Below are 21,250 nucleotides of genomic sequence, written 5' to 3'. Positions count from 1 at the left end.
GCACAGCACTCTTGATGATTTCTGCCGCTTTCGCGGGTTCAATATCCTATACAAGGCGCCCGTCCCCCTACCGCGGCAGGAGCCATCCATGACCAGTGAAAAAGGCCCGAACATCAAGAAAAAGCAGAAATGCAAGAACTGCGAGGGCAAAGGCCTGCTCAAGAAGGGCGACAAGGTGGTGAAGTGCCAGCGCTGCAAGGGCACGGGCGTGCGGTGATGATGGGGTGATGGGGTGATGACCTCCTCGCCCCGCTATGCCGCGCGGACGCCGCCGGCAAAATGCTTCTCGACGATATATTTCGAGTAGACGACGATCGGCTCGACCAGCTCGAAGTCGGTCGCGCCGCCGACATAGAATGTGCGGTCGGCGCCCTGCATACGAGCGAGGTCGGCGTAGATGCCGGTCTTGATCTGGTCCGGGGTGAAGTGCTGGAAGTAGGTGAACTCGTCGAACGTGTGCCAGCGCGGCTGGCTGGTGTCGATCGTGCCGCCGAGCAGCTTGGTCAGGCGCTTGACCTCCGCGATGGCCTCATCGCCGGTCTGCTTGTCCCTGGGGCGCGTGTAGAACTGCGTGAACATGTTGCCGCTGTCCTGAAACTGCCGCGCGACCGCCCACGGCGTGCCCTGTTCGGTGAGCGGCAGCACCGGCGCGACCGGCGCCTTCATCGTCATGTCGATCCAGAACGTCGTGATGCAATACGGATTGAACTTGATCTCGTGATTCACTTTCTGCTCCGCGTCATTGGGAGCAAGGCCGAGCTGCGTGAACACATCCTTCGTCAACGGACAGGCGAGCACCAGATAATCATAGAGCTTGCTGTCCTTGACGATCTTGAGGTCGTTCAGATCCTGTTCGGGATACTCCATGTCGATCCGGACACCGGCGGCCGTGCGCTCGATTTTGGTGATGTTGACATTGAGCCGGACGTTGAGGCGCCAGGACACCCGTTCCCACAGCCGCTGAAACCCGTCGGTGAAGCGCCGCGGCCAGCTCCCGATGATCCAGTTGACCGGGCCGAGCCCGAACACCATCGGAAAGAACGTCCGAACCGACATGTAGCGTAGCGCATAGGGCGTCGCGATGTCGTCGAGCTGGCCGTAGCCCATGATCGTGATCGGAAACTGGAACAGGGTGGCGAGCGGCATCAGATCCTGTTTTGCGAGCCAGGACTTGAAGTCGACGCAGAGCTCGGGGCGCTCGTGGATCTTGTCGAGATAGTCAGGTGCATCGATGACGCCGCTCAGCTGCCAGCGGATATAGAGATATCGAACCGCCGCCCAGAGGAAGGTCCACACCGAGATCGTGGACTTGGTGTAGGGGTCGTTTAGCACAGCCTCCATGAGCGATCGGTACGTAAAGCTGTTGCCATCAGGCGCGATGTCGATCGAGGTATAGGGCTCTTCGGCATAGGTGGTCGCGCCGACCTCCTCCGCGATCTCCAGCGTCTCCTGGTAGGCCCAGGTGACGTAATTGGCGCCGAGGTCATAGCTCATGCCGTCGACGGTGAGACTCTTGCAGAGCCCGCCGATCTGGCCGAGCTTCTCCAGCACCGTGACATTGTGAAACCCGTTCTTCGACAGGAACCATGCGGTCGACAGGCCCGCCGGGCCCGCGCCGATGACGGCAATGGTCGCGTGGCAGTCGACGGCGTCGATGCGGGTCATGGTTTTTCCAGGGTGAAGCGCGGATGTGTCGGGCCGATCCCGACGATGACGCCGTGACGCGGTGGTATCGTTCAACTTGAGATCGGTCATGAGCCGGCATGCATACTGCTGGTTTTTCCGCGGCCGCGCAAGCTGTGGTTGTGATCGATTCCGCCATCCCGCAATGGGAGCCGTCCCGGCGTGTGCAACCTCGATTGGCACTTCCGGCGGCAAGGCGCGTTGCGGTCTTTTCGAGGGAGATGCAGATGACCAAGACCGACGCGCAAGGCGCCAAGACCGGGACATCGCCGACGGATTCGCCGGTGCTCAACCCCGGCGATGAAGCCGCACCGGGGACGACGGGCACCGGCGAAGACGTGTGCCCCGATTGCCATGGCAAGGGGCGGATCGACGGCGCTCCCTGCGCGACGTGCGGCGGCAGCGGCACCGTGATCCGGGCCGTCGGCGGGGCCTGAGCAGCTCGGGGCGCTTGCGCCCGGCTGTGACTCTCGATCGCAGCTTCATTGTTCCAGCAACGAACAGCCTGCATCCGTGTTTTCGGGATGCGAGACACAATGAGGCGCGCCATGACCAGGGATCCCGGACTGAAGCCCGACGATTTTCCCATCGAAGCCGACAAGGACAAGCTCAGGACCCACAAGGGCGAGCCGGTGGCCTCGGCCGAGTCGGAGAAGATCGCGGATCAGATCGCCGAACGGCTGAACGAGCATGCCCACCGGGAAGAGCAGGATCGTTGGTCGGCCTAGGCGCTTCGCCTTGCCCGGCATCCATCCGGGAAGAGCAATGCCGATAGGAACGGCTTTGTAGGAACGACCTGGGGCCGTTGCGTATTGGGCCGCGCCGGGTCCTTGCGATTCCGGCACTGGCGGCCTCGGCTCGAAGCCCCGCCCCCGGGCCACAGGCCGGGGCCGCCTGATGGGGATCAGCCCGTCATCTCAACCCATCATGGAGCGCTGCGCGAAAGACCATGGAGGCGCCCACACCAGGGATGCAAAACCCGCTTCGACAGGCGCGGCTCTACGGCTACCTGATCGAACGCGAGGGCGCGCTGTTTCATCCCGGCGGCGGCCACCCGCTGTGCAGCGCAGGCATGACGCGACGCATGATCGAGGCTGGCTGGCTGGTGAAAGCCGGCGACCACTATGAGCTGACGCCGCAAGCGCAGGAAATGATCGCCTCGCGCGCGATGAGTTCGGGGTGAGTCGTCGGCGCTGGTGCGGCATTTCCGCGCCCGCGCAGGAACGGGTGCGTGCCGAGATCTTTGCCTCGACACGACATGCGACGTCAAGCAAAGGAGCGCACATGAAAAAGCTGGTTCTCGCAGGGCTCGTTGCGGCTCTCGCATTGCCTCCTTCCGCATTCGCGCAAGGCGCGGGTGCCTCCAGGACCGGGTCGAGCATCGACTCGCCGGGCACCGGCGGCACGACGGGAGCGGGAGCCTCCAGCCTCAACACGTCATCGGACAACAACGGCGGCGGCGCGAACGCACCGGCCAAGTCATCGACGACGCGGCCAGGCGACAACGACACAAGGCAAACGCAAGGAGGCCAGCAGGCCATCCCAGGCTCCGGCTCCACGGGAGCGAACCGCAAATAGGCGCGCCGCGAACGATTGACCGATTGCCCTCACGCTAAAGGCCCGGATGATGATCCGGGCCTTGTCTCGTCACCACCAGGGATCCCAATAGGGCGGCGGAGCGTAGGCGTAAGGCACATAATAGGCCCGCCGCACGACGCGCGGTCCATAATAGCCGTAGGGCGGGCCATAGTAGCGCGGGCCATAATAGGCATCGGCCGGAATTTTATTCCGACCTTTCGGCGCCCCCGCCGTGGCGCGCCATCACCCCGCCAGCGACTTCCTCGTCGCGCGAAGAATATCATCCGACAGCTTGGGATCGTCCACGGCGCGGGCGAGCACGAGGGCTCCCACCATTGAAGCGGCCGCCGCGAGCGCCTTGTCCTCACGCTGCCGCGGCTTCAGCGTGGCGGCCATCCGGCTGCTCAGCAGGGCGATCGTGCCGCGCACGCCGGCGGTGAAGCGCGCCCTCAGGCCGCTGCCTTGACGTGACACTTCACAGGCGAGCGCAGCGAAGGGACAGCCGGCGGCGGGATCGTCGCGATGCCCCGGCGAGAGATATTGCGAAACATAGTCCTCGAGTTCGAAGGCCTCGGGCAATTCCTGGCCTTTGGCCTCGATCGCATGGGCCACGGCTTCCTCGACCAGCCGCTCCTTGGAGCCGAACTGACTGTACAGGCTGCCGTGGGTCATCCCGGCCGCCTCGGCGAGCGCGTCGACACCGACACCGGCGATGCCGCGCTCCCGCAGCAGGCGCGAGGCGGTCTCGAGAATATGCTCGCGATTTTTGGCGGCCTGTTCCTTTGAGACGCGCATGGGACTGATCCTTGGATGCCGGGATTGGGCACTCGGGCTTGACTTTTATGATTACGATCGTCATGTATATCAATAGTTACGATCGTAATCAAACGATTTCAAGCCCGGTAGTGGCGTCGGAGAGGCATTATGAACAGGATTACACCGAAGATCGCCCTGGTGACCGGCGCCTCCTCAGGCATCGGCCAGGCCACGGCGGAGCGGCTCGCGAACGCCGGCTACAAGGTGTTCGGCACCAGCAGGCGGGGCGCGCAGCCGGGCAAGCAGGCCTTCGAGATGCTGGCCCTCGACGTCACCAGCGATGCATCGGTGGAAGCTGCCGTCGGCGAAGTGATCCGGCGCGAGGGCCGCATCGACCTGCTCGTCAACAACGCCGGTTTCGGCGTTGCCCCTGCCGGCGCGGAAGAGAGCTCGATGGAGCAGGCGCGCGCGATTTTCGAGACGAACTTTTTCGGCCTGATCCGGATGACGCGCGCCGTGGTGCCGCACATGCGCCGCCAGGGAAATGGCCGCATCATCAATATCGGCTCGGTGCTCGGCTTCCTGCCGATGCCTTATGGCGCGCTCTATGCCGCGACCAAGCATGCGGTGGCGGGCTATTCGGAATCGCTCGACCATGAACTGCGCACGCGGGGCATCCGGGTCTCCGTGGTCGAGCCCGCCTATACCAAGACGCCGTTCGACGCGAACTTCATGGAGCCCGACGCCACGCTCGACGAATATCGCGAGGCGCGCGCCGGCGTGACCAAGCGGGTGAACGAGGTGATGGCGACGGCCGAACAGCCTGGCGTCGTGGCCGAGACGGTGCTGAAGGCCGCGAGCGCGGCGCGCCCGCAACTCAAATACGCGGCCGGCAGCCTTGCGAAGCGCCTGCGATTGCTACGCAGGTTTGCGCCCGCAGCCCTGGTGGATGCCGGGATCCGAAAGGATTTGCGGCTCGATGCGACGGCGGCGCCGCAGCCCGCCCGCACCGCGCGGGCTTTCTGAGGGCGACTCAGCCCTCCACCCGCCACAGCCGCCAGCGCTCCGGCACGCCCTTGAGCTGGTGTACGCCGTGATCGGCGAAGCGGATCTCGGACTTCGGCGCCAGCAGCTCCTTCACCGCGCTGGAGACCAAGACCTCGCCGGCGCGTGCCTTGGCGGCGACGCGGGTGCCGATGTGAAAGGCGAGGCCGACCGCCTCGGTGCCGCTCACGGTGTATTCGCCCGCATGCAGGCCGACCCTGATCTCGAGGCCGAGCGTACGCACCGCCTTCTGGATCGCGGCCGCGCAACCGATGCCGGCAGCCGGCGTCTTGAACGTCGCCAGCACGCCGTCGCCCGTTGTCGTGACTTCCTTGCCGCGCGAATTCTTCAGCTCCTTGCGGACCGCCGCGTAATAATGGCCCATGATCTTGGTCCAGCGGACATCGCCGAGCTTTGCAGCCTTCGCGGTGGAGCCGACGATATCGACGATCAGGATCGTGGCGAGCGCCCGCTTGAGCTCGCTGTTGCCCGCGGCCGGTCGGCGACGGAGCACGATCGCGCCGGCCAGCGGTTCATAGCGATGGTTGCGTCGCCGCGCGATCGCGGCCTTGGCGTAATCCTGGGCACGCTGCGCGCTGCCGCAGCGAATGGTCTTCTCCTGCGGCAGACGGGTCCAGTAAACCTTGCGTCCGTCACCGGCGCCCTGGACCTCCACGGCGCCCCATTTCAGGAGGATCGCCGCGCCAACGCGCCGGACACACCACGCCTTCGACGTGTAACCCGATACGTTCGACTGATGGACTCCGATGCGGAGGAATTTTGGCATGAACGTGCGGCCGATCGAAGCAACGTTTGGGCGACCCAGGGTCAAGGGTAGTGACACACTCCGGCATTGGCAATACGATCCGCGGTCTAGACCTGTTCATTTCAAACCAGTGCAATATGCAAAACTATTTCCGCGCTTCTTATGAAGCCGCCCTGTTGTCGGCCGCGCTCGCAATCGTCGCCTTGCCCGACATGGCGCGTGCGCAGTCGGGAAGCGCCGGCGGCAGCATCGGCAATGACGAAAAATCGCTGTCCGGTTCGCGCGAGACGCCGCGGACGGCCGAGCCTTCGAAGCCGGCACGGCGCAGCAAGCCCGCGGACGACGAGCCGCGCCGCGCGCCGCAAAAGAGCGGCGGAGGCAGCAATCTCGACGGAGCATGGGTTCTGACCAGTGTCGGCACGCCCTGCGGCACCTCCTCCGACTCGGTGGTCATCACCGGCGGCAAGTTGGTCGGACAGTACGGCACCGCTCAAGTCAGTCCGAACGGCTCCACCTCCGGGGTCGGTGCCGCCGGAAGCCTGACCTGGACCATGTCCGGGCGGTTCTCAGGCCGCAGCGGCTCCGGGTCGTTCCGGCGATCCGATGGATGCGTCGGAAGCTGGACCGGATCGAAACAGTGATCGTCGCATATCGGCTTTGCCTCACCCCTGATACGCAAACAGCTCGATCGGCTCGCTGAAGCCGCGCACACCGTGCTCGCCAACGCGCTCCAGATCGAACTGGCCGCCGACGAGATCGGCGAAGTCGCGTGACAGCAGCACCGTCTTTCCCAATTGCTTGGTCAAGGCTTCGAGGCGCGAGGCCATGTTGACGGCGGGACCGATCACGGTGAAGTCGAGCCGGGTGGACGATCCGATATTGCCGTACATGACGTCGCCGACATGGACGCCGATGCCGTAGTTCAGCGGCGCGCGGCCGGTGCCGTCGTTGCGCGCGTTCAACGCGATCATGGCCTGACGGGCTTCGGTCACGGCATGCAGCAGGTTTGCGCCGGCCTCGGGCTCGCTCAGCGGAAAGATGGCGAGCAGGCCGTCACCGATGAATTTCAGGATCTCGCCGCCATGCCGCGCGATCGGCTCCGACATCGCGTCGAAATAGTCGTTGAGCAGATCGATGACGTCGTCGCGCGGCCAATTGTCGGAAATCTTGGTGAACTCGCGCAGATCGCAGATCATGATCGCGGCGCGCACCGTCGTGCCGGTGCCGCGCCGCGTGGCGCCGGCCAGGATGAGCTCGCCGGCATGGGAGCCAACATAGGTCTCGAGCAGCGTTCGCGCCAGCCGGTTCTTGATGCGAATCTCGCTGACCAGCGCCAGCACAGGCAATATATTCTTCAGGGCGGCGACATGGGCGTCGTCGAAACCGTCGGGCCGGTCGGTCGCGAAGGTGACGAGATGGCGCTTGCCGAGCGTATGATAGAGCGGCCAAGCCACATAGTCGGTCAGGCCCTGCGCGCGCATCTCGCGATAGAGCGCGTGCTTGCGGCCGAGCGCTGGGTCCTGCTCGAGATTCTCGCGCACCTCGGTTGCGCCGTCGAACATTTCGTTGGCGGGACTGCCGATGTATTCGGACCGCTCGCGGACGTCGTAGTCGACCCGCGCAATCTCCGCCTCGCGCATGCCGTCGGCCCACATGAAGCGAGCGCCCAGCCATTGCGGATGCTGGATCAGCACGTGAACCGTCGACCGCGCCAGCGGAATGCCGGCCTGCTGAAGCCGGATGCACATCTCGGCAAAGATCTTGTCGATGAAGCGCTCGTCGCGCGTGCCGTTGATCAGCCAATCGACGACACCGTCGGATAGCGTGGCGTTCTTGTCTCGCGCGGTCATATCTGCCCGTTCATATCGTGGCTGCCCATATCGTGCTCTGGGCAGCGGCTGCATCAGGGCAGATATCGTGCTCCGGCGCGACGGCGTCAACCTAGCCAGTTGCACGGATTGTGCGCACCGCTCCGGCGGCGGGAACGCGGTTCAGCCGACGATCTGAATAGAGCTCAGCACGGCCAGCCCCGACACAAGCGCAAGCGTCGACGCCCCCGTCAGTTCGACCTTCAACGTGTTTTCGTGCGAAATCGAAAAATCCGTGCCGTCGAGACGGATGCCGCAGTCGCCGCGCGCCGCATAGATCAGATGCGTGCCGGCGGACAATCGCCGCTCACCGGGCGCCTTAAGCGCTTCGAGCTCAAGCGCCACCGCACCGCGCCGGCCCATCAAATTCACCACCTCGACTGGCCCTTCCTCGAGCCTGGTCACGATCTCGAGTTCGCCGGTGAATCGCACCGTCGTGAACGGCTCGCGCTCGTGGAATTCCTGGGTGGGCGATTTCAGCACCAGCCCGCGGCCGCCGACCACCATTTGCAAACGGTCGATGCCGGGCATATGGGAGAACGGCCCGGGTGCCACGATTGGCGTGGCCGCGAAGCGCCACAGCAGGCTGTCCCAATCCTTCACATTGGACTCAGCGCGATGGGCATCCGCGATATCGGTAAAGATGCCGCCGCCGTTCTTCCAGGGCGAGCGGGCATAGTCTTCGGATTTCAGCAGTGTGGTTTTCATGAATTGAGGTGGTCCGGGAGCGCGAGAGGGCGGGTGTCAGTTACGTATCATGCAGGCAGAATCGTCGCCAGCTCTCGTCCGTCAGCACGCCAATCTTTCGCGACTACTTCGTCGTCAGTGCCGCGACCGGGCGCCACGCAACATCAGGCGCGCTCTCAACCAACTGCCGGCAGCGGTCGCGCATCAGTTCAGCAGGGCGATCCGGGCCGCGCATATTCAGCACGGCTTCGAAATCAGCGAGTGCAGCCGCAAACCGGCGCGCGCGGTAGCTGGCGAGCCCCTGCTCGTAGCGCCCGATCCAGCAGGCCGTCTCGTCGCCGCCGCTCTCCCCGGCAAGTCCGATCAATTCGTAGACCGCAAAGCCCTCCTCACGTCCATACACGGCGATGCTGTCGATCTCGCGCGTGACGATGACGCCGCGCGCGAGACGTTCGGTCGCTTCGCCAATGAGGATTTGCGTGCCGTAGGATTTGTTGGCGCCCTCGAGGCGGCTCGCGACGTTCACGGCATCGCCGATCACGGTATAGTTCAGGCGCAGCTCGGAACCGATATTGCCGACCAACATGCGGCCGGAATTGATACCGATCCGGATCTGGAGCGGCTGGCCAAGATCGTCGGCAAGGCCCGAGGCCGCGATCGCCCTGCAACAGCCGAGCGCCGCACGGCAGCAGCGTAGCGCGTGGTCGGCCTGCGGCTGCGGCGCACCCCAGAACGCCATGACGGCGTCGCCGATGAACTTGTCGATGGTGCCGCCATTGGCGACGACGGCCGCGGAGGCGAGGTCGAGATAGCGCGACAACAACGGCACCACGCGATCGCCCAGCCGCTCGGACAGCCCGGTGAAGCCGGCGATGTCGACGAACATCACGCTGAGCTCCTGCATGCTGCCACCTGGCCTTGCCTCGACGCCCTGGCGCAACAGCGAGCGGACCAGATCGGCCGGGATGAACTTGCGAAACGCGGAAAGGCCGGCCGCCATCTCGGCGATCGCGCCGGACAGGCTCGCGATCTCCTTGAGCCGCGACGGATGGCGGCGGACCTGCTCCAGTGCGAAGGCTTCGACATGGCGGAGCTCGCCGACGACGCGCGACAGCGGTGCGGCGATGACGGAACGCGCCAGCATCGCCGAGGCCAACGCTGCGAGCACGGCGCCGATGCCAAGGCCGATGATCAGGCGGCGCAATGTCGTCTCGACCGGACCGAGGAACTCGGCCTCGGGGATCACGGTTGCGAGCGACCAGCCGGGAAACGGCAGCGGCGTGAGCGCCACTTCGTAAGCGCCGCCAGCCGATGTCAGCCGACTTCGCCAGGCTGCCTTGCGGCCATCCTCGCCCGCCTTCACGAGTGCCATCCGCGCCAGCGGTAGCAGCGTCGTATCGCCCTTCGCAGCGTGCAGCTCGTCGGCGTCCTTGTCGGGCGCCGCGATCAGCTCGCCGCTGCCGTCGATGATGAAAGCCGTTCCGGTGCGCCCGACCTCGAGCTGCGACAGGAAGCGCGCGAGCCTGGTGTATTCGATGACGATGGCGAGGACGCCTTGCCGCTCCTGGTAGACATCGATCGGACCGGCAAAGGCAATCGATGGCCGCTCGCCGGTCGGATGGTCCATGACCTTGAACCACTCCGGCTCCCCGGCCGCCAGCCCGGTCTTGAACCAGGCGCGATCGGCGACGCGAAAATCGGTCGGCTCGAAACGGCGATTGGCGAATTCGATATCGCCGGGCACCACCTCGTATTCGTCGATGCGGCGCTGGCCGGCATGATCGGTCAGCGAGATCTCCATCATCTCCAGGCGGCGGTCGCCGAGCTTGTGCGCGGCGAAGAAGGTCCCGTCGGGCCAGCCAAAGGCGACCCAGGAGATCGTCGCCTGCGACTGCAGTTGCGACAGGAACACGAATTCGCGCTTGTCGGCCTCGCGGGTGTCGAGCACGTTCTGCAAGAACAGCGTTCGAATGGCGGTGTGGGCCGCACGCGCCTCGTCCACAATCGCGGCGACTTCCTTGCGGACAGCGGCCACGATCTGCTCGTTGATGGTCGATGCGAGCTGCCGGCTCGCCGCCTCCGCCGTGCGCCACCACAACAGGCTGGAGAGGGCGGCGGTCAAAAGGATCGCGGTCAGGACCAACGCCGAGATGGCGAGGCGGATGCTGACCGTCAGCTTCGCGATCGCGCGCAGGTGCCGTCCGGGATCAACATTCATAGCTGTTTCCGTTCTCCGGCAAAGCGGCGACCGACCATCTCCTGTTACCGCTCTACGTGGCACGCGTGCATTCGTTACCTGTGGCAGGCGCCGCGCGTCGCCGCCAATGCTCTCCGGCTAAGGTCTCGATAGAGACTAGGCATTGGATTGACCGGCCCGTCACCCGCTAATCCGATCCAAGCGCACAGCCCGTGCGCTCATCTGACGGCCTCACGAACTCGTGACCTGCTCGATCGGTAACGCGAGCGGCTGCGGGGCGAACCGAAGAAGGCGCTCTTCGCCTGCCAGGCGATGCCATCTCGAACAGGAGAAACTTCGATGTCTGCCAAACTTGCCGTGACCACGCTCGTTCTCGCCGGCGCCATGTCGACCGCACTTGCCACGCTGGCCACTGCTGCTCCGCTGACCAAGGCCGAGGGCGACGCGGCCGTCGCCGCCAAGAAGGAAAAATGCTTCGGCGTCGCGCTGAAGGGCCAGAACGATTGCGCGGCCGGACCGGGTACGACCTGCCAGGGCACCTCGACCGCCGACTTCCAGGGCAATGCATGGAAATTCGTCCAGGGCGGCACCTGCACCAGCATCGACCTGCCGGGTGGCAAGAAGGGCTCGCTGAAGCCGGTCTGACGCGCTGCGTCGCGACCATCACAACACGGAAGAGCGGAGAGAAACCATGACGACGGCAATCGCGCCTGACATGTCTGCGGTGCCCCTCCGCTATTCCGCGCCGATCGGCGGCGTCGCCGGGACCAGCTTCAAGCCCGAACATCTTCAGGCGATCCTGGGCGCGAAACCACAGCGCGGCTTCTTCGAAGTCCACGCCGAGAACTACATGGGCGCAGGCGGACCGCCGCACCGCGCGCTCGAAGCGATCCGCCGCGACCATCCCATCTCACTGCATGGCGTGTGCATGTCGATCGGCGGACCACAGCCGCTCGACAAGGCGCATCTGGCCCGCTTTCGCGGGCTGGTGGCGCGTTACCAGCCCGCGCTGGTATCCGAGCATCTCGCCTGGTCGACGCATGAGACCAGCTTCTTCAACGATCTGTTGCCGCTGCCCTATACCGCGGCAACGCTCCGGAACGTCTGCGATCACATCGATCAGGTGCAGGACGCGATCCGCCGCCCGCTGCTGCTGGAAAACCCGTCGACCTATGTCGCTTTTCGCGAATCGTCGATGAGCGAGACCGATTTCATCCGCACTGTTGCCGAACGGACCGGCTGCGGGCTGCTGCTCGACATCAACAATGTATTCGTATCAGCGACCAATCACGGCTTCTCGGCACTCGACTACCTCGCGGACTTTCCGCTGCCGCGCGTCGGGGAGATCCATCTCGCCGGCCATGCCAAGCAGGTCGACGACGAAGGCGATCTGCTGCTGATCGACAGCCATGACGGCCCGGTCGCGGACGCCGTGTGGAAGCTGTACGAGATCGTCGTCCGGCGCCGCGGCGGCGTGCCGACGCTGATCGAGTGGGACAGCAAGATCCCGGACTGGCCGGTCCTACGAGCGGAGGCGGCCGCTGCGCAGGCGATCCTCGACCGTTGCCGCCCGGTCGGGCTGACGGGAGATCGTCATGCCGCCTGAGCCTGACCTTTGCTTTGCCGCAGCCTTTGCACCGGCGCTGCTGGACCCGGTGCGCCCTGCGCCCGAGATCGTGACCGGTCCGAACGGCAAGGCACCTGGCAAGCGCTACGATGTCTACCGCAACAACGTCACGGTCAGCCTGATCGACGCGCTCGCCGCGATCTATCCGGCGGTGCAGCGCATCGCCGGCGCCGACTTCTTCCGTGCCATGGCGCGCTTCCATGTTCGCCAGACGCCACCGATCTCACCCCTGCTGTTCGACTACGGCCGCGACTTTCCCGCCTTCATCGCGCAATATGAACATGCGCAGATGATGCCATGGCTCGCAGATGTCGCACGCATCGAGCGAGCCTGGCTCGATGCCTATCACGCCGCCGACGCCGCACCGCTGTCGCCGGCGCAGCTTGCCGCGGTTGCGCCGGATCGGCTGGGCGATCTCGTTCTCCTACCGCACCCGGCGGTGGGAATCGTGCGGTCGCAATTCGCGGCGGTGACGATATTCGCCGCCAACCGCGACACGTCGCCGGTCGGGCGCATCGACGCTGCGACACCGGAAGACGCGTTGGTCACGCGCGCCGAATTCGATGTCGTGGTCCGGCACCTGCCGCCGGGCGGAGCGGCATTCGCGAGCAGCCTGATGTCGGGTCGGCCGCTCGGCGAGGCCGCCGCACGCGCGCTGGACGCGGCGGCCGACTTCGACATCGCTTCGAACATCACCGGCCTGATCGAGGCGGGCGCCTTCACCTCATTCGCTTTCGGAGACGTCTGATGATCACGGACCAACGCATGCAGGCGGGCGGCGGCCTGCCCTCACTCGGACTCCTCGTCGACAAGGCCAATCATCTCGTGGAGAACATCGCCTCGCCGTCAGTCGTTCAGCTCGTGCTCCGCATCGCGCTGGCGGTGCCGTTCTGGCGTTCCGGCATGCTCAAATGGGCAGGCTTCCTCAGGCTCAACGACACCGCGGTGACGTTGTTCAGCGACGAGTTCATGCTGCATCTGCCGGGCGGGCCCTATCACTATCCGGCGCCGACCGTCATGGCCTTTCTCTCCGGATGCGGGGAAATCATGTTCCCGATCCTCCTCCTGCTCGGCCTCGGCACGCGGTTTGCGGCGCTCGGACTGCTGTTCATGACGGTCATCGTCGAGCTGACCGTGCCTGACGGCTGGCCGATCCACATCACCTGGGCAGCGATGGCGCTCGGCATCATGGCCTACGGGCCGGGCAGGGTCTCGCTGGACCACCTCATCTGCCGAGCGCGTGCGAACGGGCCATAGGCGCGAGCCGCCTCACATCCCGCTCAGGCCGCTATCGACCGCGAGCGTCTGCGCGGTGACGTAGACGCTCTCGTCCGAGAGGAAGAACAGCACGGCATAGGCGATTTCCCAGGCGGTGGCCTGGCGGCCGAACGGGACGTGGCCCTTGCCGCGCGAGGGGCGGCCGGCGCCGGCCTCGCGGCCATTCGGCGTGTCGACGAGGCCGGGATAGACCAGGTTGGCGCGGATGCCGCGGCGCGAGCCGAAATGGGCGATGTTGCGCATGAGGCCGCCGAGCGCGGCTTTCGAGGAATCATACACCGCCATTTGCGAGCCGGCTTTCAGCGCGGCGATGGAAGAGATGAACACGATCGATCCGCCGCTGTCGAATTTCGGCAGGCCTGCGCGGCAGCACAGCATCGGGCCGCGAACGTTGACGTCGTAGATCGCATTCCACTCCTCGGGGCTGACGGCATCGAGCCCGACTTTGCCGAAGGTGCCGATGTTGAGCACCATGCCGTCGAGCCCGCCCATGGCGCGATGCGCCTCGTCGATCATGCGCAGGACGTCGGCCTCCGCCGTGACGTCGGCGGCAATCGCAAAGGCTTCACCGCCTTCGTCGGTGATGCGCTTGACGGTGTGCTCGGCCGAGGTTCGGTTGAGATCGGCGACCGCGACCTTCGCACCCTCGCGCGCGCAAAGAATGCTCATGGCGCGGCCGTTGCCGATCGGATCGGTGGCGGCGTCGAACACACGCTGGCCACCGCCGACGATCAGGATGCGGCGGCACTCGAGACGTCCCCTGCCCGGCGCTTCGCCCAGCGACTCCGCGCTTGGCGGACGGACATAGCGCTCCGGCCTGGTCTCGGAATTCTCACGCATGCGACCCGCCTATTTCCTGCCGCCGTCATAGACCTTCATGCCGGCTGCCGGATCGAGATCGGTCTCGGTCGCCTCGGTGACACGCGCCATCATCATGTAGAAGCCGAGCGCGACGATGGATTCGACGATCTCCTGGTCGCTGAAATGCTCGCGCATGGCGGCGAAGGTCGGCGCGGGAACGCGGACGTTCTCGACCACTTCGCGGCCGAATTTCAGCAGCGCGCGCTCGGCCTCGCTCAAGCCGGCGGCATCATAGTCGGTGCGCTCGACCGCATCGATCTGGGCTTGCGTGCAGCCGATTCCGAGCGCGATTGGCACATGCTGGCGCCATTCATAGGCGCCGCCTTCGAGCTGGGCGGCCTGGAGGATCAGGAGCTCGCGGTTGACCGCACTGAGCTTCTGCTTGTGCAGGATCGAATTGCCGAGCCGCATCGCCGGGATCATGTTGGCCTCGGCATGGGCCATCATGCGGAAAATATTCAGCTTGACCGGCATGCGGTCGAACGAGGCGCGGATGTCGCCGCTGGTCGTCTCCGGATCAATCAGGGGCAGCCTTGCCACGATTCTCTCCCTTGGCTTTTCGTTTCTTGTTGTCTCGCGTCCCGCCATCCGCCGCGATCAGCGACAGGAAGAAGGCGAGATAGCGGTCGATCGCCTCGATCACCTTCGGCCGCGGCGACGGTTCCGCGCCCATCACGTAATGCTCGAGACGGATGTAGATCAGCCCGGCGGCGAACAGCCGCGCGGTCTCGCGCGGGTCCGGCGTCGAGACCAGGCCGGCGAGCGCAAAACCGCGGAAATAATCCGTCATCATGCTCTGCTCGCGCGCGTAGAAATGATCGGCGAATTTGGCGCGGATGCCGGGCACGCGGTTGCGCTCGGCGGTGATGACTTTCTGGAACTGGTGCTCGCGCGGATCGGACCATTGCTCGACGAGGTCCAGTGCAAACTGCCGGCAGAACGCGGCGGGCTGGCGCGCGAGCTGCTTGTAGCGAGGCTCTTCCAGCCGGCTCGCCGAACTGGCCGGACCGTGCTCGCTGACGATCGCCTCGAGGATCGCGGCCTTGCCGGCGAAGTGATTGTAGAGGCTGCTCTCGCGAATGCCGACGCGACGCGCGAGCTCGCGCATCGAGGCGCCGCCATAGCCGCTCTGCGCGAACAGATCGAGCGCCTCGGCGAGGATGCGCGCGCGGGTCGTGGGCGCAGCTGCTTCCGCCGCGCTGGTGGTGTGGACAGCCATGCAACTTGACTAACGAACGATCGTTCGCTAGTCAATCGTACGAACGATCGTTCGTTTCAACTCCGCTGTCAAAGAAGCGGAGAGCAATCTGGGGAGACTGGGTCATGGCGCGCTTCGTCCATTTTCGTCTGCTGCGCGCCGCGACATTGTCATTGGTCGTAACGTCCTCGGCAATGCTGCCTGCGCGCGCCGAGGACCCGGCCGCCTATCCCACTCACAAGATCAGGATGCTGCTGCCTTATGCGGCCGGTGGCGGCGGCGACGTGATCGGGCGGCTGCTCGGCGACAGGATGGGCAAGACGCTCGGACAGAGCGTCTATATCGAGAACCACACCGGGGCTGCCGGCACGCTCGGCACCCAGATGGTCGCGGCGTCGGCGAACGACGGCTACACCATCACCGTCGGCGGCATGACCACCCATGTGCTGGCGCCGGCGATCTATCCAAAACTGCCCTACGATTCGGTCAAGGACTTCACCACGATCGGGCGCATCGGTACGTCCTCGATCATGCTGGTGGCGACCAAGGATTTTGCCGCCAACGACATCAAGGGCCTGATCGCGCTGGCCAAGAAGGGCGAGCCGATCCAGTACGGTAGCTGGGGCGTGGGCTCGACCAGACAATTCTGCGCGGAAATCCTGATGCAGCAGACCGGAATCAAGATGGACCACGTGCCGTTCAACGGCATCGCCAAACTGGCCGGCGATCTGCTCGGCGGCCACATCTCGCTGGCGACACTCGACATGGCGACCGCGACGCCGCTGGTGAAGGACGGTTCGATCAAGGCGCTGGCCGCCTGCGGCGAGCGCTCGCCGAGCCTGCCGGATGTCGCCAGCTACAAGGAACAAGGCGTGCCGTTCGACCGCAGCCTGTCCTGGGCGATGTATGCGCCTGCGGGCGTTGCCGAACCGATCGCAAGAAAGCTGTCGGCGGCGCTGAAGGACGCGCTCGCCGATGCCGAGGTGAAGGAGAAGCTGCTGGGGCTCGGCATCACGCCGCAATTCGTGCCGGGCGACGAGCAGCGTGACATCAACGCGCGCGACATCGCGGCCTGGAAGCAGGTTGCCAAGGACGCGGGCATTGAAGTGAAGTGAAGTGAAGTGAAGTGAATCGAGATCAGGTGAACGAGGTGACAACGGGGGCGCCGATATGAGCCGCATCTTCGGCGCGGTTCGCCAGAACGGATATGTGGTGCGGGACATCCACGCCGCGATGAAGCACTGGATCGAGGTGATGGGCGTCGGTCCGTGGTACTACATGGACCGCGTCAAGACCGACTGGTTTCGCCATCGCGGCGAAAACTCTGCCGTCGAGATGAGCATCGCGCTGGCCAATTCCGGCGATCTCCAGATCGAGCTGATCCAGCAGCGCAACGACGCGCCCTCGCTGTACAGGGAGTTCCTCGAGTCCGGCCACGAAGGCCTTCAGCACATGTCCTACTGGAGCCACGACTACCAGGCGCTCTACGACAGGGCGCTCGGGCTCGGCTACAGGATCGGCCACGAGGGCCAGATCGGCGGCGACAAGGGGCGCTTTGCCTATTTCGACACCCAGGCCCATCCGGGCACCGTGATCGAGATCTCCGACATCAGCGGCACCAAGGGGCCGTTCTTCGACAAGATCCGGCAGGCTGCTTTGAGCTGGGACGGCACGCGGCCGATCCGCGAGGTCGGTGGGAGCCGATGACGCCAGCCCGCAAGGCGATGCAGGAACCGGCCGGGTTCACCGCGCTGCTGGCGCGGTAGACTGCAATCCGTGGTAACGTGAGCCTCGTGTCCGAACCTTCAGCGAGGCAAGCATGTCCAACACTGACAAGGTTTTCGCCGGCTCGATCCCAAAGCTCTACGACGAATATCTGGTGCCGATGATCTTCGCCGTCTACGCCGACGACATCGCAAGACGTGTCGCGGCCCGGTCCCCCTCCGTGCTGCTCGAGATCGCGGCAGGCACCGGCGCCGTGACGCGCGCGGTCGCGGCGGCGCTGCCGCGCGGCGTCCGTTATGTCGCCACCGACCTCAACGAGCCGATGCTCGCCGTCGCGGCGCAGCGTCAGGCAGACGACGATCGCATCTCGTGGCGCCAGGCCGATGGATCGGCCCTGCCCTTCGACGATGCCGCCTTCGACGTGGTCTGCTGCCAATTCGGCGCCATGTTCTTTCCGGACCGCGTCAAGGCCTACGGCGAAGTGAAGCGCGTCCTGAAGGATGGCGGCACGTTCGTGTTCAACGTCTGGGATCGCATCGAGGACAATGTGCTGACGCATGAAGCAACCGTCGCACTCGAAAAGCTGTTTCCCGACGACCCGCCCCGTTTCATGGCCCGGACGCCGCACGGCTATCACGACAAGGCGGTCATCAGAACCGACCTCGAACGCGCAGGCTTCCGTGACATATCAATCGAAACGCGAGCTGAAATAAGCCGCGCGCCGTCGCCCGAGCACGTCGCGATCGCACTCTGCCAGGGCACGCCGCTGCGCAGCGAGATCGAGGCACGCGATGCCAGCAAGCTTCAGGCTGCGACCGAGATTGTTGCCGAGGCGATCCGGACGCGCCATGGGTCCGGACCGATCGAGGGCAAGATCCAGGCTATCGTGATCGAGGCGCGGCGATAGTGGCGGGCTTCGATCTGTCCGCCTCCTACCAGAAGCCCCGCTGCATCGGCTGTGCCGGCTGATAGTATTGATACTGGCCACGCCGGCGCGGATTGACGGGCTGCGGGTTCGGATCGCGCTGGAAGAAGAAGCCGAAACCGTTGCCGCCATTGTCCCAGCCGTCGTCGCTCGCCATGGCCATCGGAGGCGCGGTCGGCTTGCGCGTGATGAAACCGCCCTGGGGCTGGTTGCTCAGCACCGCGACGAACTCGGTGCGGTAGTTGGTCTCGCTGCTCAGCGGCTCGTCCGAGATGATGATCGAGGACCGCGGCAACGCGGTCGGCGCGATGCGATCGAGCACCTCCTGCGGAATGGTGATGCGGTCGAGTGCGTTCCTGGCGTTGTCGCCGTCTTCGATCGTGACCACGCTCCAGCGCAGGCCGGTGTCGTTCTTCGCCATCGCGGTGAAGATATGCGTGCCGAGCGGCTGATCCGGATTGCGGATCGTGACGGGAACCTCGATGCTGGTGTCGAACACCTCGCCGCCGCCGTCAGGTGCCGGCTTGTGCGTGTTCCGCCGCACATAGAGCTTCTGCGTCGCGCGGCTGATGTAGACCGAGACCGGTTCGAGCGCGAGCTTTGCGTCGGTCGCAGCCTTCACGGCGTCGGCCTTCCTGGCCGCTGCCGCCTTGGCGGCCTCTTTCGTGGCAGCCACCGCGTCGCGCTTCGGCTGTGCGGCGGCCTTGGCGGCATCGAGCTGCGCCGCCGCGTCGGCGGCCTTGGTGGCGGCCTTCTGCTTCAGCTCCTCGGCCTTGGCGCGGGCTTGATCGGTCTTGGCGGCCGCGAGCTGCTTGTCGGCGAAGGCGAACTCGGCGTCGGCGCGGGTCTTCTGCTGTTCCAGCTTGCGCAGCGAGGCGGGCAGCGAGGCCGCCTCTTTCGCGGCCAAAGTCGCAGCCTTCTTGGCCTCGTCGGCCGCCCTTGTGGCCTCCTCGGCCTCGCCGGAGAGCTTGCCGATCTGGCCCGGCGCCGCCGCAATGGCGTCCCGCTTCGGCATGAACAATGCGGGATGAACGATGTCGATCGGAGCCGCGTCGTTCGGCGAGATGATCACGCGCATCCCGATGTTGGTCTTGTCAAACAGGCCCTCCGCGAAGCCGAACGGCATCCGCACGCAGCCATGCGAAGCGGCGTAGCCGGGCAGCGGCCCGCCATGCAGCGCGATGCCGTTCCAGGTGATGCGCTGCATGTTCGGCATCCAGGCGTCGTCATACATGGTCGAGTGGTGGTCCTTGTCCTTCTCGACGATCGCGAAGACGCCGGCCGGCGTCTCGCGTCCCGTCGTGCCGGTGGATACCGGCGCGCGAAAAATCCAGCCCTCGGCGTCGTAGAAGGTGACCTGCTGGCTCTTGATCGAGACGATCGCCATGATCGGTTCGCCGGCCTCGCGCGGCGCCACCGCCTCGGCCGGCTGACGCGCCTGCTTGGCCGCGGTCGCCGGGCCCACGGCCGCAAAGGCGAGCATCGCCGCCAAGGTCACAATTCCGGGAGGCCCCCAACGCCGCATCGCCACGGTGGATTGCGCCGTTGTCATCAGGTTTCTCATGCCATCCTCGGTCGAAATGCCAGTCCGCCGGTCATTGATCAGATTGCGATCATTGAATTAAGAAATCGCAGCCGCCTTACGTTCCGTCTGTGGCGACATTCGGCACGTTCCGGCGATAAATCTCATATACGACGGTTGACGCAGGCGGAAGGGCGGCGCGCGGCCGAAGCTCGCGCTCTATCGCTGCGACAGAATGACCGGGGGTCGGTGACACGGCTGCCAGCGCCTGACGTCGGACGGCGAGGCCACCTTGAACGGGCGCTGAACGCCCATCGCCTTTCCGATCGCGCGGATTCACGCCATTCGGCGGCCGCGCGGGGGTGGCGTAAGCGAAATCGCGGGGACCAAGGCTGCCTTTTCAAACAAGCTTGGCTCCCTTTCCAAACAAGGCCGCCTCTCCAAAAGAGACGAGCCGCTGCCGCTCCTCATCCCACAAGGTCAGCCGCACGGTCCGCAAACTCTGGAGCAGCGTAATCCGCCCGACACCAGCGAACTGCGGATTGTCGCGCAAGACGTCCTGCAAGCGATAGTAGGGAATTCGACTGGACAAATGATGGATGTGGTGGACGCCGATATTGGCCGTGAACCATCGCAAGACAGCCGGCAGTTGGTAGTGAGAGCTGCCGTGCAGCGCGGCGTCGTGAAAATTCCAGGTCTCGTCATGGGCCCAGTGCGTGTGCTCGAACTGATGCTGGACGTAGAACAGCCAGACGCCGATCGACGCCGCCAGAACAATGATCGGCAGATGCACGAGCAGGAACGGCCCATAGCCGACCAGCTGGATCATCGTGACGACGAGAACCGCGAGGGCCATGTTCGTGCCCATCGTGCTCAGCCAGGGTTTCCAGCCGCGACGCATCATCCCGACCGGCAATCGGTGCTTCAAGATGAACAAATACGAGGGGCCGACGCCAAACATCACCAGGGGATGTCGATACAAGCGATACAGCGTCCGACGCCATCGGGACCGCCCGAGAAATTCACGCGTGGTCAGCGTATCGATGTCGCCCAAGCCCCTTTGATCGAGATTGCCGGAGTTCGCATGATGGCCTGCATGGTTACGCCGCCAGTAGCCGTATGGCGTCAGTGTCATCACGCCGAGGGCACGGCCGACCCAATCGTTGGCAACGCGGCCGCGGAAGAACGAGCCGTGTCCGCAATCATGTTGGATCATGAAGAGGCGGACCAGCAAACCCGCCGCGGGCACCTCCAGCAGGAGGGCAAACCAATAGCCCTGGTCCAGAGCGGCCCAGATCAGAGCCCAGATGACGACGAACGGTATCGCCGTAATCGCCAGTTCGAGGACACCCCGTGCATTGTCGGGCTCGCGATAGCGGGCGAGCAACTGCGCCGATGCGCGGATTTCCGGTATTCCCTGGGTCATAGTCTGCTCTGCTCCCGACATTCGGCCCAAGAAGCACGGTTATGGCCAAGGATGCAACAAAATCACCCACCACCTGGACCGCTTCCGGCCGAAACCGAGCCATCGCCAA

Annotated in this window: 25 protein-coding genes; 14 read left to right on the top strand and 11 right to left on the bottom strand. The window is 65.1% G+C overall.

Going from position 1 to position 21,250, the window contains the following annotated elements; all coding sequences use genetic code 11:
* The first annotated feature begins 88 nt into the window (after window positions 1-88).
* Entirely contained in the window at window positions 89-217 is a 129-nt protein-coding gene (locus tag IVB41_RS35675; RefSeq protein WP_007600646.1) for a hypothetical protein, read from the top strand.
* Window positions 218-252: 35 nt separating this feature from the next.
* Here the strand turns inward: IVB41_RS35675 and IVB41_RS25340 are convergent, their stop codons facing one another.
* The gene (locus IVB41_RS25340) at window positions 253-1,665 is read right to left on the bottom strand and encodes an NAD(P)/FAD-dependent oxidoreductase (protein WP_247436029.1); all 1,413 of its coding nucleotides are present in this window, start codon (window positions 1,663-1,665) and stop codon (window positions 253-255) included.
* Window positions 1,666-1,910: 245 nt separating this feature from the next.
* Between IVB41_RS25340 and IVB41_RS25335 the strand changes: the two genes are divergently transcribed.
* The 4 genes from IVB41_RS25335 (at window position 1,911) to IVB41_RS25320 (ending at window position 3,261) form a co-directional block, all read left to right on the top strand.
* Window positions 1,911-2,120 carry a hypothetical protein gene (locus IVB41_RS25335; RefSeq protein ID WP_247436027.1) on the top strand — a complete coding sequence of 70 codons (210 nt, stop codon included), beginning with the start codon at window positions 1,911-1,913 and terminating at the stop codon, window positions 2,118-2,120.
* A gap of 111 nt (window positions 2,121-2,231) precedes the next feature.
* On the top strand, window positions 2,232-2,411 hold the full coding sequence (locus tag IVB41_RS25330) for a hypothetical protein (RefSeq protein ID WP_027568146.1): 180 nt from the start codon (window positions 2,232-2,234) through the stop codon (window positions 2,409-2,411).
* Between the two features lie 242 nt (window positions 2,412-2,653).
* Complete coding sequence (locus IVB41_RS25325; protein WP_245287811.1) at window positions 2,654-2,866, top strand: hypothetical protein; 213 nt, start codon at window positions 2,654-2,656, stop codon at window positions 2,864-2,866.
* 101 nt (window positions 2,867-2,967) lie between these two features.
* Window positions 2,968-3,261, top strand: a complete 294-nt coding sequence (locus IVB41_RS25320; protein WP_027568148.1) for a hypothetical protein — start codon at window positions 2,968-2,970, stop codon at window positions 3,259-3,261.
* A 243-nt stretch (window positions 3,262-3,504) separates the two neighbouring features.
* Here the strand turns inward: IVB41_RS25320 and IVB41_RS25315 are convergent, their stop codons facing one another.
* Window positions 3,505-4,056, bottom strand: coding sequence for a TetR/AcrR family transcriptional regulator (locus tag IVB41_RS25315; protein ID WP_027568149.1), 552 nt, complete (start codon window positions 4,054-4,056; stop codon window positions 3,505-3,507).
* 129 nt (window positions 4,057-4,185) lie between these two features.
* Here IVB41_RS25315 and IVB41_RS25310 point away from each other — a divergent pair, with 129 nt between their 5' ends.
* A complete protein-coding gene (locus IVB41_RS25310) occupies window positions 4,186-5,043 on the top strand; it encodes an oxidoreductase (RefSeq protein ID WP_027568150.1) in 858 nt (285 codons plus the stop codon).
* Window positions 5,044-5,050: 7 nt separating this feature from the next.
* Here IVB41_RS25310 and IVB41_RS25305 read toward each other — a convergent pair whose 3' ends face one another.
* The gene (locus tag IVB41_RS25305) at window positions 5,051-5,848 is read right to left on the bottom strand and encodes an adenylate/guanylate cyclase domain-containing protein (RefSeq protein ID WP_247436025.1); all 798 of its coding nucleotides are present in this window, start codon (window positions 5,846-5,848) and stop codon (window positions 5,051-5,053) included.
* Window positions 5,849-5,964: 116 nt separating this feature from the next.
* Between IVB41_RS25305 and IVB41_RS25300 the strand changes: the two genes are divergently transcribed.
* The gene (locus IVB41_RS25300) at window positions 5,965-6,468 is read left to right on the top strand and encodes a hypothetical protein (RefSeq protein WP_027568152.1); all 504 of its coding nucleotides are present in this window, start codon (window positions 5,965-5,967) and stop codon (window positions 6,466-6,468) included.
* A gap of 21 nt (window positions 6,469-6,489) precedes the next feature.
* Here the strand turns inward: IVB41_RS25300 and IVB41_RS25295 are convergent, their stop codons facing one another.
* The 3 genes from IVB41_RS25295 to IVB41_RS25285 all read right to left on the bottom strand — a co-directional run bounded on the left by IVB41_RS25295 (window position 6,490) and on the right by IVB41_RS25285 (window position 10,600).
* The gene (locus tag IVB41_RS25295; RefSeq protein WP_247436022.1) at window positions 6,490-7,677 is read right to left on the bottom strand and encodes an adenylate/guanylate cyclase domain-containing protein; all 1,188 of its coding nucleotides are present in this window, start codon (window positions 7,675-7,677) and stop codon (window positions 6,490-6,492) included.
* A gap of 141 nt (window positions 7,678-7,818) precedes the next feature.
* On the bottom strand, window positions 7,819-8,403 hold the full coding sequence (locus tag IVB41_RS25290; RefSeq protein ID WP_247436019.1) for a HutD family protein: 585 nt from the start codon (window positions 8,401-8,403) through the stop codon (window positions 7,819-7,821).
* 103 nt (window positions 8,404-8,506) lie between these two features.
* Window positions 8,507-10,600, bottom strand: coding sequence for an adenylate/guanylate cyclase domain-containing protein (locus IVB41_RS25285; RefSeq protein ID WP_247436016.1), 2,094 nt, complete (start codon window positions 10,598-10,600; stop codon window positions 8,507-8,509).
* Window positions 10,601-10,918: 318 nt separating this feature from the next.
* Here IVB41_RS25285 and IVB41_RS25280 point away from each other — a divergent pair, with 318 nt between their 5' ends.
* Genes IVB41_RS25280 through IVB41_RS25265 form a run of 4 tightly spaced genes read left to right on the top strand, consistent with a single transcriptional unit; the run spans window position 10,919 to window position 13,463 of the window.
* Complete coding sequence (locus tag IVB41_RS25280) at window positions 10,919-11,224, top strand: DUF2282 domain-containing protein (RefSeq protein ID WP_027568156.1); 306 nt, start codon at window positions 10,919-10,921, stop codon at window positions 11,222-11,224.
* 46 nt (window positions 11,225-11,270) lie between these two features.
* Window positions 11,271-12,185, top strand: a complete 915-nt coding sequence (locus tag IVB41_RS25275) for a DUF692 domain-containing protein (RefSeq protein WP_247436013.1) — start codon at window positions 11,271-11,273, stop codon at window positions 12,183-12,185.
* Entirely contained in the window at window positions 12,175-12,954 is a 780-nt protein-coding gene (locus IVB41_RS25270; protein ID WP_027568158.1) for a DNA-binding domain-containing protein, read from the top strand. The genes IVB41_RS25275 and IVB41_RS25270 overlap by 11 nt, the downstream gene beginning before the upstream one ends.
* Complete coding sequence (locus IVB41_RS25265; protein ID WP_247436010.1) at window positions 12,954-13,463, top strand: DoxX family protein; 510 nt, start codon at window positions 12,954-12,956, stop codon at window positions 13,461-13,463. Before IVB41_RS25270 ends, IVB41_RS25265 begins: the two co-directional genes overlap by 1 nt.
* A 12-nt stretch (window positions 13,464-13,475) precedes the next feature.
* On the opposite strand, the gene IVB41_RS25260 is transcribed toward IVB41_RS25265, so the two are convergent.
* The 3 genes from IVB41_RS25260 to IVB41_RS25250 are packed head-to-tail and all read right to left on the bottom strand — an operon-like array spanning window position 13,476 to window position 15,564.
* Window positions 13,476-14,324, bottom strand: coding sequence for an SDR family NAD(P)-dependent oxidoreductase (locus IVB41_RS25260; protein ID WP_247436007.1), 849 nt, complete (start codon window positions 14,322-14,324; stop codon window positions 13,476-13,478).
* 9 nt (window positions 14,325-14,333) lie between these two features.
* Entirely contained in the window at window positions 14,334-14,885 is a 552-nt protein-coding gene (locus IVB41_RS25255) for a carboxymuconolactone decarboxylase family protein (RefSeq protein WP_247398776.1), read from the bottom strand.
* Window positions 14,863-15,564, bottom strand: a complete 702-nt coding sequence (locus IVB41_RS25250; protein WP_247398778.1) for a TetR/AcrR family transcriptional regulator — start codon at window positions 15,562-15,564, stop codon at window positions 14,863-14,865. The genes IVB41_RS25255 and IVB41_RS25250 overlap by 23 nt, the downstream gene beginning before the upstream one ends.
* A 104-nt stretch (window positions 15,565-15,668) precedes the next feature.
* Between IVB41_RS25250 and IVB41_RS25245 the strand changes: the two genes are divergently transcribed.
* The 3 genes from IVB41_RS25245 to IVB41_RS25235 all read left to right on the top strand — a co-directional run bounded on the left by IVB41_RS25245 (window position 15,669) and on the right by IVB41_RS25235 (window position 18,175).
* Window positions 15,669-16,658 (top strand): tripartite tricarboxylate transporter substrate binding protein, encoded by a 990-nt coding sequence (locus IVB41_RS25245; protein ID WP_247436003.1) that lies wholly within the window; start codon window positions 15,669-15,671, stop codon window positions 16,656-16,658.
* Window positions 16,659-16,713: 55 nt separating this feature from the next.
* Window positions 16,714-17,250 (top strand): VOC family protein, encoded by a 537-nt coding sequence (locus IVB41_RS25240; RefSeq protein ID WP_247436000.1) that lies wholly within the window; start codon window positions 16,714-16,716, stop codon window positions 17,248-17,250.
* A 112-nt stretch (window positions 17,251-17,362) separates the two neighbouring features.
* A complete protein-coding gene (locus IVB41_RS25235) occupies window positions 17,363-18,175 on the top strand; it encodes a class I SAM-dependent methyltransferase (protein ID WP_247435997.1) in 813 nt (270 codons plus the stop codon).
* 25 nt (window positions 18,176-18,200) lie between these two features.
* On the opposite strand, the gene IVB41_RS25230 is transcribed toward IVB41_RS25235, so the two are convergent.
* Window positions 18,201-19,757 (bottom strand): L,D-transpeptidase, encoded by a 1,557-nt coding sequence (locus IVB41_RS25230; protein ID WP_247435994.1) that lies wholly within the window; start codon window positions 19,755-19,757, stop codon window positions 18,201-18,203.
* A gap of 358 nt (window positions 19,758-20,115) precedes the next feature.
* Complete coding sequence (locus tag IVB41_RS25225; RefSeq protein WP_247357265.1) at window positions 20,116-21,141, bottom strand: fatty acid desaturase; 1,026 nt, start codon at window positions 21,139-21,141, stop codon at window positions 20,116-20,118.
* Between the last annotated feature and the right edge of the window lie 109 nt (window positions 21,142-21,250).

It is taken from the genome of Bradyrhizobium sp. 44, assembly GCF_023073095.1.
In the GTDB taxonomy this organism is placed as follows: Bacteria; Pseudomonadota; Alphaproteobacteria; order Rhizobiales; family Xanthobacteraceae; genus Bradyrhizobium.
This window is presented reverse-complemented; position numbering and strand designations above follow the sequence as displayed.